The 7,990-nt window shown below is 60.5% G+C and carries 10 protein-coding genes; 3 read left to right on the top strand and 7 right to left on the bottom strand.

All coding sequences use genetic code 11. The features are described 5' to 3' along the window. Nucleotides 1-17: 17 nt before the first annotated feature. Nucleotides 18-611 (bottom strand): nitroreductase family protein, encoded by a 594-nt coding sequence (locus QYH43_RS25625; protein ID WP_095060628.1) that lies wholly within the window; start codon nt 609-611, stop codon nt 18-20. Nucleotides 612-775: 164 nt separating this feature from the next. Between QYH43_RS25625 and QYH43_RS25620 the strand changes: the two genes are divergently transcribed. Next, a complete protein-coding gene (locus QYH43_RS25620; protein WP_095060630.1) occupies nt 776-1,225 on the top strand; it encodes a YcgN family cysteine cluster protein in 450 nt (149 codons plus the stop codon). Between the two features lie 36 nt (nt 1,226-1,261). Further along, nucleotides 1,262-2,491, top strand: a complete 1,230-nt coding sequence (locus QYH43_RS25615; protein WP_301158388.1) for a hypothetical protein — start codon at nt 1,262-1,264, stop codon at nt 2,489-2,491. Between the two features lie 85 nt (nt 2,492-2,576). Here the strand turns inward: QYH43_RS25615 and QYH43_RS25610 are convergent, their stop codons facing one another. From QYH43_RS25610 to QYH43_RS25595, 4 genes are all read right to left on the bottom strand, one after another. Next, a complete protein-coding gene (locus QYH43_RS25610; RefSeq protein ID WP_095060634.1) occupies nt 2,577-2,954 on the bottom strand; it encodes a DUF2892 domain-containing protein in 378 nt (125 codons plus the stop codon). A gap of 92 nt (nt 2,955-3,046) precedes the next feature. Continuing rightward, nucleotides 3,047-3,517, bottom strand: a complete 471-nt coding sequence (locus QYH43_RS25605; RefSeq protein WP_095060636.1) for an RNA methyltransferase — start codon at nt 3,515-3,517, stop codon at nt 3,047-3,049. Nucleotides 3,518-3,725: 208 nt separating this feature from the next. Beyond that, nucleotides 3,726-4,097: a YajD family HNH nuclease gene (locus tag QYH43_RS25600; protein ID WP_017336997.1), complete on the bottom strand. Its 372-nt coding sequence runs from the start codon at nt 4,095-4,097 to the stop codon at nt 3,726-3,728. 49 nt (nt 4,098-4,146) lie between these two features. Next, the gene (locus QYH43_RS25595; protein ID WP_301158386.1) at nt 4,147-4,833 is read right to left on the bottom strand and encodes a spermidine synthase; all 687 of its coding nucleotides are present in this window, start codon (nt 4,831-4,833) and stop codon (nt 4,147-4,149) included. Nucleotides 4,834-4,928: 95 nt separating this feature from the next. On the opposite strand from QYH43_RS25595, the gene QYH43_RS25590 reads away from it, so the two are divergent. Then, nucleotides 4,929-5,219 (top strand): hypothetical protein, encoded by a 291-nt coding sequence (locus QYH43_RS25590; protein WP_301158385.1) that lies wholly within the window; start codon nt 4,929-4,931, stop codon nt 5,217-5,219. Here the strand turns inward: QYH43_RS25590 and QYH43_RS25585 are convergent. Then, complete coding sequence (locus QYH43_RS25585; protein WP_095060642.1) at nt 5,216-5,689, bottom strand: Crp/Fnr family transcriptional regulator; 474 nt, start codon at nt 5,687-5,689, stop codon at nt 5,216-5,218. The genes QYH43_RS25590 and QYH43_RS25585 overlap by 4 nt on opposite strands. 129 nt (nt 5,690-5,818) lie before the next feature. Beyond that, nucleotides 5,819-7,873, bottom strand: a complete 2,055-nt coding sequence (locus tag QYH43_RS25580; RefSeq protein ID WP_301158383.1) for a S9 family peptidase — start codon at nt 7,871-7,873, stop codon at nt 5,819-5,821. Nucleotides 7,874-7,990 lie beyond the last annotated feature (117 nt).

Raw genomic sequence — 7,990 nt, 5'->3', positions numbered from 1 at the left:
GGGTTTTGTCGTGTGGGTTAGAGGGTGAATTCACCTTCCGCTGCCAATTCGCTCAACGGACGGCGCGGGCTCGGCGCTTCACGGGCCTGCAGGTATTCCGCCAGGCTGGCCTTGTCGCCCAGCTTGCCAACGGCCACGGCCGCGTGCAGTGCGTAACCTTCAGGAATGTTCAGTTCTTTGCGGGTCAGCTCCTGATCGAAACCGGCCATGCCGTGGGTGTGCCAGCCGCTGATGCTCGCTTGCAGCGCCAGATGACCCCAGGCCGAACCGGTGTCGAAGGTGTGCCACAGCGCCGGGGTTTCTTCGGTGGCGCCAGGTGCGGTAAAGGTGGTTTTCGAGATCACGATCACCAATGCCGAGGCATGCTGCGCCCAGCTGCGGTTGAACTCGTTGAGCAGGCCCAGGTAACGCTCCCAGTTCGGTGTATCGCGACGCGCATAGAGAAACCGCCATGGCTGCGAGTTGTACGCCGACGGCGCCCAGCGCGCGGCTTCGAAAAAGCTCAGCAGGGTTTCTTCGCAAATGGCTTCACCGGTGAAGGCGCGGGGCGACCAACGATCGGTGAACTGCGGGTGAATGGCGTACTCGGCAACGCGTGGGTTGGCACTCATCAATAGATTCCTTGCTACGTTTGAAGGTGTGGGCGACGCAAAACCCTACTTGGCGGCGCTAAAACTGACAAGCACGTTCTACCGGCAGTCGCCAATGCTTGGCCGCAAGGCCTGCGGGCACTAGACTGGCGGCCTTTTCACCACCTGATGTCGACGCTCGAACCATGGCTGCCAAAGTAGAACCGTTCTGGATACGCAAAACCCTCGATCAACTTGATCAGGAGGAATGGGAATCGCTGTGCGATGGTTGTGGCCTGTGCTGCCTGCAAAAGCTGGAAGACGAAGATGACAACAGCGTCTATTACACGCGCATTGCCTGCAAACTGCTGGACCTGAAAACCTGCCAGTGCACCGACTACCCGAATCGTCGTGATTCGGTGCCGGACTGTATCCAGCTCACTCCGGGCAAGGCTGATGAGTTCAAGTGGCTGCCGCCGACCTGCGGCTATCGCCTGGTCAGCGAAGGCAAGGACCTGCCGCTGTGGCATCACCTGGTGTGCGGTGATCGCGACGCGGTGCACCACGAACGCATTTCCCAGTCAGGGCGCATGCTCGCCGAAGGCAGCGTGCCGGAAGATGATTGGGAAGAACATCTGATTTTCCGGGCAGGCTGATCGCCCACGGATCTGACGTTTCACGAAGGAGTGTGTATGGCTGTGGGATGGCGGCTGGCGTTGACGGTTGGGTGTCTGGCCCTGGGCTCGCCCGTGTGGGCGGCTCAGAAGGTTGATCTGGATTATCACGTGCGCCTGTTGCCGCAAAGCGACCAGGCCGAAGTGCGTCTGACCCTGGCCCAGGGGGCAGCGGTGCGCAGTCTGGATTTCGACCTCGGCGACGGCACTCACTACAGCGATTTCAAGGCTGACGGACAATGGCAACTGAGCCCCGGCAAGCAGGCTCGCGGTGTTTGGCGACCGGCCGCCGACAAGGCCAGCCTGACCTATCGCGTTCGCATTAGCCATGGCCGCAAGAGCGGCAGTTTCGATACGCGCATGACGCCGAACTGGGCATTGATGCGCGGCGACGATCTGGTGCCCGCCGCCCGGCTCGATCAGCAGGACGGCGTCGAATTGGTGTCACGTCTTGAGTTCGAGCTGCCCGGCGGCTGGAAGAGCGTCGAAACTGCGTGGCCGCGGATCGGCAAAAACAAATTCCGTATCGATAACCCATCCCGACTGTTCGATAGACCCACAGGCTGGATGCTCGCTGGCCACTTGGGCAGTCGCCGTACGCGTCTGGGGGAAACGGAAGTCACGGTCAGCTCCCCGCAGGGGCAGGGCATGCGCCGAATGGATGTGCTGACGCTGTTGACGTTCGTCTGGCCGCAAGTGCAAGCCGTGTTCCCTCATCATCCCGCCAAGCTGCTGATTGTCGGCGCCAGTGATCCCATGTGGCGCGGCAGCCTGGCCGGGCACGAGTCGATCTACCTCAACAGTCGTCTGCCGCTGGTCAGTGAAAGCGGCACCAGTGCGCTGGTGCGGGAGCTGGCCCAGGTGTTCGGGCGAATCAACGACAAACAGCGCAGTGACTGGATCAGTGAAGGACTTGCCGAGTATTACGCGATTGAGTGGGTGCGTCGGGCGGGAGGGATGAGCGATGAGCGGTTCGAGAGCCTGCATGAAAAACTGCTCAAGAGCGGCGAGAAGGTCACGACCTTGCGCGGTGAGCAGGCCAGCCCGGCGCAGGTAGCCAGGGCGGTGGTGATGCTGCAGGAACTGGATCGCGAGATTCGCCTGAAGACGCGCAACAAGCGCTCGCTGGATGATGTGTTGCGCGGGGCGATACGGCTGGAGAGCATCGATACCAAGGCGTTTGTGCAGCTGTCGGAGAGTGTTATTGGCGACGCTTCGAAGGTCCTTGATACCGGGTTGCTTCAGTAGGGATCAAAAGATCGCAGCCTGCGGCAGCTCCTGCAGGGCGCGCACACACGAGCTGCCGCAGGCTGCGATCTTTTACTTTGAATCATCAAACGCCGGTTTTTGGCGAATTCAATGAATCATTGCCCGTAACCGTCGCGGTTTTGGTTGCTGCCTCGGCATTGGCCTTCAGCGTCTTCAGCTCTTCACCCGCCCGCTGGATTTTCGCCCGTACGTTGTCCATGTCCTGTCGGCTTTTCTCCAGCAGGCTTTTTGCCGAACTGTGGCCGGTGATACCACGGGCCAGGGCAACACCGCCGATGGCCACTTGAATCAAACCAAAGATCCCGCCGCGACGCAGGCCCTTGCCCACCATCACCACGCCACCCGCTATCGAGCCGATGCGCTCCCAGCCCTGGACGTTCTGTTCGGAAGGAGTCTGGAACGGGGTGGATTCGATACGCTCGACGCGTTTGAGTTCGCTCATGATCTATCTCCAGGCAGGGAAGGGCAGCTTCAGTCTCGATAGTTAAGCTGACTGCCGGGGCCTGTCGCTTGTTCCATCGAATGTGCGGTGGCTCAGCGGAATTTTGGCCCCGAGCGGGTGTTGAGCCCTTTGGCCATGCGGTCATAAAGCACGACGTTGACCGTGGCAGCCAGGTTCATGCAACCGGTGGTCGGGATGTAGACCACGTCTTCGCACCAGTCGCGAATCTCTTGATCCAGCGAACCGTCTTCAGGACCGAAGATGTACAGCGCGCGGTCCGGGTGGGTGTACTCCGGCAGCGGGCGGGCGCCCTCGACCAGCTCCACGGCGACCGGCACGCAGTTCAGCGGCAGGATTTTTTTCAGGTCGTCGATGCCGATCAGCGGGATGTCGTAGTGGACACGCTTGGTATCGGTGACGAAATCGGCGGCGCGTTCATAGCGTTTGCCGGTGTAGAACACCGACGCCACGCCATAACAGCCAGCGGCGCGCATCACCGAACCGACGTTCTCCGGTGATTTGGGGTTATACAAACCAATGCAGCTGTACCGTTTGTCTGCCACGAGCGGGGTGCCTTTCGGGAAAAAAGCGCGATTATACGGGGAATGGGGCAGGGGTGTTCAGTTTGAGATTGGTGGTGTCCGGGCTATCGAAATCGCGGGCAAGCCCGCTCCCACAGGGTGCTGTGGTGTACACCACATTTGTGGTCACCATCAATCACTGTGGGAGCGGGCTTGCCCGCGATGGGGCCATTCCAGGCGCTGAGGATTTTCAGTCGTCTTTCTTCATCAGGCCAGCCAGCGCCGCAAACGGGTTATGCGTCGCCTTGGCGATTTTCGGTGTGCTCAGCGAGCCTTCATCGAAATACTGTTGGTCTGTGTAGCGCGAGTGTTCGTTGTCGTGACAGTACAGGCACAACAGCTCCCAGTTCGAACCGTCCTGCGGGTTGTTGTCGTGGTTGTGGTCGCGGTGATGCACGGTCAGTTCGCTCAGGCGCTTGCCGGAGAACTCACGGGCGCAGCGGCCGCACACGTGCGGGTACATTTTCAGGGCCTTGTCGCGGTAACCCATTTCCTTGTCGCGCTGGTTGTCGGCGAGGATACGGTCCAGTTTCGACGTGTTGGTTGGGGTGGACGAACTCATGGGTTCACCTTTGTAGAAAGACTAATGACGGTTATGCAGCCAGTTTAGCTCAGCCCTTGAGCTTCTCGGCAATCCAGATGGTGTGGCGAGTGCCTTTGTTGCCGTGGGCGAAGACCTGCACTTCCTCGGCCTTGAAACCGGCCTTTTTCAGCTTGTCGGAAAACTGCCGGTCCGCACTGGCCGACCAGACCGCCAGCACGCCTTTGGGGCGCAGGGCTTTGGCACAGGCGCTCAGGCCGCCGGCGGAATACAGCCAGCTGTTGGCTTTCTGGGTCAGGCCTTCGGGGCCGTTGTCGACATCGAGCATGATCGCATCGAAACCCTGCGGCTCGGCTTGCAGGACCTTGGCCACGTCTTCCATGCGGATCACGGTGCGCGGGTCTTGAAGCGGGTTTCCCGCTTTCTCGCCGAGCGGACCACGGTTCCACTCCACAACGCCAGGGACCAGCTCAGCGACCACCACTTCGGCGGTCTTGCCCAGGTGCTTGAGGGCCGAGGCGAGGGTGAAGCCCATGCCCAGGCCACCGATCAATACACGTGAATTCGGCAGACCGGCGACCTTGCGGCAAGGGATCTCGGCCAGGGCATCCTCGGAGCCGTGCATGCGGGTGTTCATCAATTGCCCGCCGTCACCGCCCTGGATCTTGATGACGAAATCCTCACCGTATTCGAACAGGCACAGGGCTCCGCCGTTTTCCGGGATGGGGGTGGTGTCGAGCAGAACGAAACGTTTCATGGGGCTCACTTGAAGAAAATTGGCAGAACTCGGAGGGGCAAACAGACGCAGTTGGGAGTAGCCTGTTTATGACAACAAGGCTAACGGAGCCATTGATGAAGCGCACCATTCTAACGGTCATTGCCCTGGCCGCGCTCGCGATAACTGCAGCACAGGCCCAACCGTTGCAGGCCACGCCCATCAGTCCCGCTGCGATGCCCGGCTCACCGGGTACCGCGACGCCCACGCCCTATCCGCAAATCAGCCCGGCGCCATTGCCCAGGGTCGGCCCGGGTAGCAGTGGTCCGCCGTTGGTGCCCATCAACAAGCCGAGCCCGCCGACCAAGGACCAGCCACTGCCGGGGCTGGAGCCTAACCCACCGAAACCCAAGTCACCGGGCGGTTAGACCTGCTGGGAGAGCAATTGCCCATCGGCCATGCGCAAGCGTTTGGACAGCGAAACGGCGAGGGCGCGGATGATCTTGGCAGCGATTTTCGGTGCGTCATTGAGCATTTTTTCCAGCGAGTCCTTACCCAGATTGAGCAGCTGACAATTGCTCGCCGCCACGCAACTGGCCGAGCGCCGTTCGCCGTCGAGGACGGCCATTTCGCCGAACGAGCGACCGCTGCGCAATGTAGCGATGGTTACTCGTTGCCCGTCAGCGGTGGTTTTCTGCACCGAGACCTGGCCGGTGTGGATGATGCACATGAAGCTGCCGGCATCGCCCTCCTGGAAAATCTGTTCGCCCTGGGCAATGGTGCTGATGCTGAAATAGCCCGATGCTGCGGCAAAGTCCGCTGGCAGCAGTTGATTGAACAGGCCGCAGTCCATCAGCCAGTCGCGAATTTCGTTGTTTAGAAAGGTTGGTTCTGACATGTCGTCATGGTCTTTTGTGTGTGTTGCCGACTCGAATTTGAAATCACCGTAAATCCCCTGTGGAAGCGAGCAGGTGTTGTATCGGCATTCGGTGTGCGGAATTAAGACCGGTTCATCGGCCCAAGTTCCTCAGGCAATACCCAAAACCTTGAACAAAAAGGCGTATTCGAGTGCTACGTCACGCAATCCCTGATAACGCCCGCTCATCCCGCCATGCCCGGCACCGAGTTCAGTCTTGAGCAGCAGGGGATTGTTGTCGGTTTTGCTCGCGCGCAACTTCGCCACCCATTTGGCCGCTTCCCAGTATTGAACGCGGCTATCGTTGTAGCCGGCAATGACCAGCGTCGCCGGATAGGCTTGTGCGGTGACGTTTTCGTACGGGGCATAGGCCTTGATCCGATCATAGACGTCCGGCTCTTCGGGATTACCCCACTCGTCGTATTCCGTTACGGTCAACGGCAGGTCCGGGTCGAGCATGGTGTTAAGCACGTCGACGAACGGCACTTCGGCAATGGCCGCACCAAACAGCTCCGGCCGTTGGTTGAGTACCGCGCCGATCAGCAGTCCACCAGCGCTGCCGCCGCTGATCGCCAGTTGTGGCGCGGTGGTGAAGCCATTGGCGATCAGGTGTTCGGCACAGGCAATGAAGTCGCTGAACGTGTTGTGCTTGTGCTCCTGCTTGCCGGCGCGATACCAGGCTTCCCCCAGTTCGCCACCGCCGCGCACGTGCGCAATGGCAAACGCCATGCCGCGATCCAACAGGCTCAGGCGTGCGTGGGAGAACCAAGGGTCGAGGCTCTCGCCGTAGGCGCCGTAACCATACAAATACAGTGGAACCGGTTTGCCGAGGTTTTCGCGTTTGATCACCAGGCTGATCGGCACTTGTGTACCGTCCGGCGCGGTCGCCCACAGGCGCTGGCTGACATAGGCATCGGCATCGAACGGGCCAAGCACCGGGGTTTGCTTGAGGACTTTCTGCTCGCCGGTCGCCAGTTCAAGCTGGCGGATTTGCGCCGGACGGTTCAACGCTTCGTAGCGCAGGCGAATCCGGTCGCTGACGAACTCCAGGCTGTTTTGCACGTGCAGGCTGTAGGCCGCGTCCGGCAATTGCACGCGATAGGGCGACAAACCTTGTGGGTGAACTTCAATCACCGGCAGGCCGCCGATCCGCAGACTCAGGGTCATGGCGCCGGTGTTCAGGCTGATACCGTCGATCATCACGCTGTCGCTGTGGGCAATCAGGATTTGCCAGTCGGCCTCGAACGGCGCACTGCCGGTATCGACAGCCGTGTACAGGGCAAAGTTGATGCCATCGCGGTTGGTGCGAATGAACCAGGTCCATTGACCATCGAGCATACCGTGGTCGACGTCATATTCATGATCCTCGACCCGTGGCGCGATGCAGGTAAAGGCTTGCTGCGGCTGGTTGGCGTCGAGGACCCAGGCTTCGCTGGTGGTCTTGCTGCCCACGGACAGCAGCAATTGCTGTTCGGAGCTTGAGCGGTAGCAATGCATGAAGAAGCGCCCGTCCGGCTCATGGAACACTTCTTCGGCCGCCGTGCCGTCCAGACGGTAGCGGTACAGCTTGTGCGGGCGGTGAGTGTCGTCCAGTTCACCGAAAAACAGCGTCAGGCTGTCGTTGGCCCAGGTCATGCTGCCGTCGCAATCCTGGAACTCCAGTTCGCTGACACGCCCGTCGGACAGTTCCTTCACGAACAGCGTGTAAATCTCATCACCCGTGGCGTCGATGCTGTAGGCCAGACGCTGATGGTCCGGGCTGATGCTGAACGCGCCAAGGGAAAAGAAGCCGCCGTTGGCCAGCACGTTCGGGTCCAGCAGCAGTTGTTCCTGGTTTTCGTCGAGGGTCAGGCTGTCATCGGCCGGACGCGGGCAGCGGTAGTGTCGGGCATATTCGTCGCCTGCCGTGGTGCGCGTGTAATACAGATACGGTCCCCACGGCGAAGGCAGGGACAGGTCCGTCTCGAGAATCCGGCCTTTGATTTCCTCGAACAGCGTTTCGCGCAACCCGGCCTGATCGGCGGTTTGTGCTTCCTGATAGCTGTTTTCAGCCTTGAGGTAATCGAGCACGGCCGCGGTGTCGCGTTCTTGCAGCCAGGCATACGGGTCGGGACCTTCAGCCCTGTGGGCGATCGGGGCGTCGTGAATGTTGGCGGATAGAGGCATGAAGGACTCTCGAACAGTACGGAATAGGGGGCTTGGCAACCTGTGGGAGCGGGCCGGCTTAACTGTCAGGCATTGATGCAGCCTGATGGGCGAAAAGCCGTTATCATAAGCGCCTCT

It is taken from the genome of Pseudomonas sp. C32 (assembly GCF_030417915.1).
GTDB lineage: Bacteria > Pseudomonadota > Gammaproteobacteria > Pseudomonadales > Pseudomonadaceae > Aquipseudomonas.
This window is presented reverse-complemented; position numbering and strand designations above follow the sequence as displayed.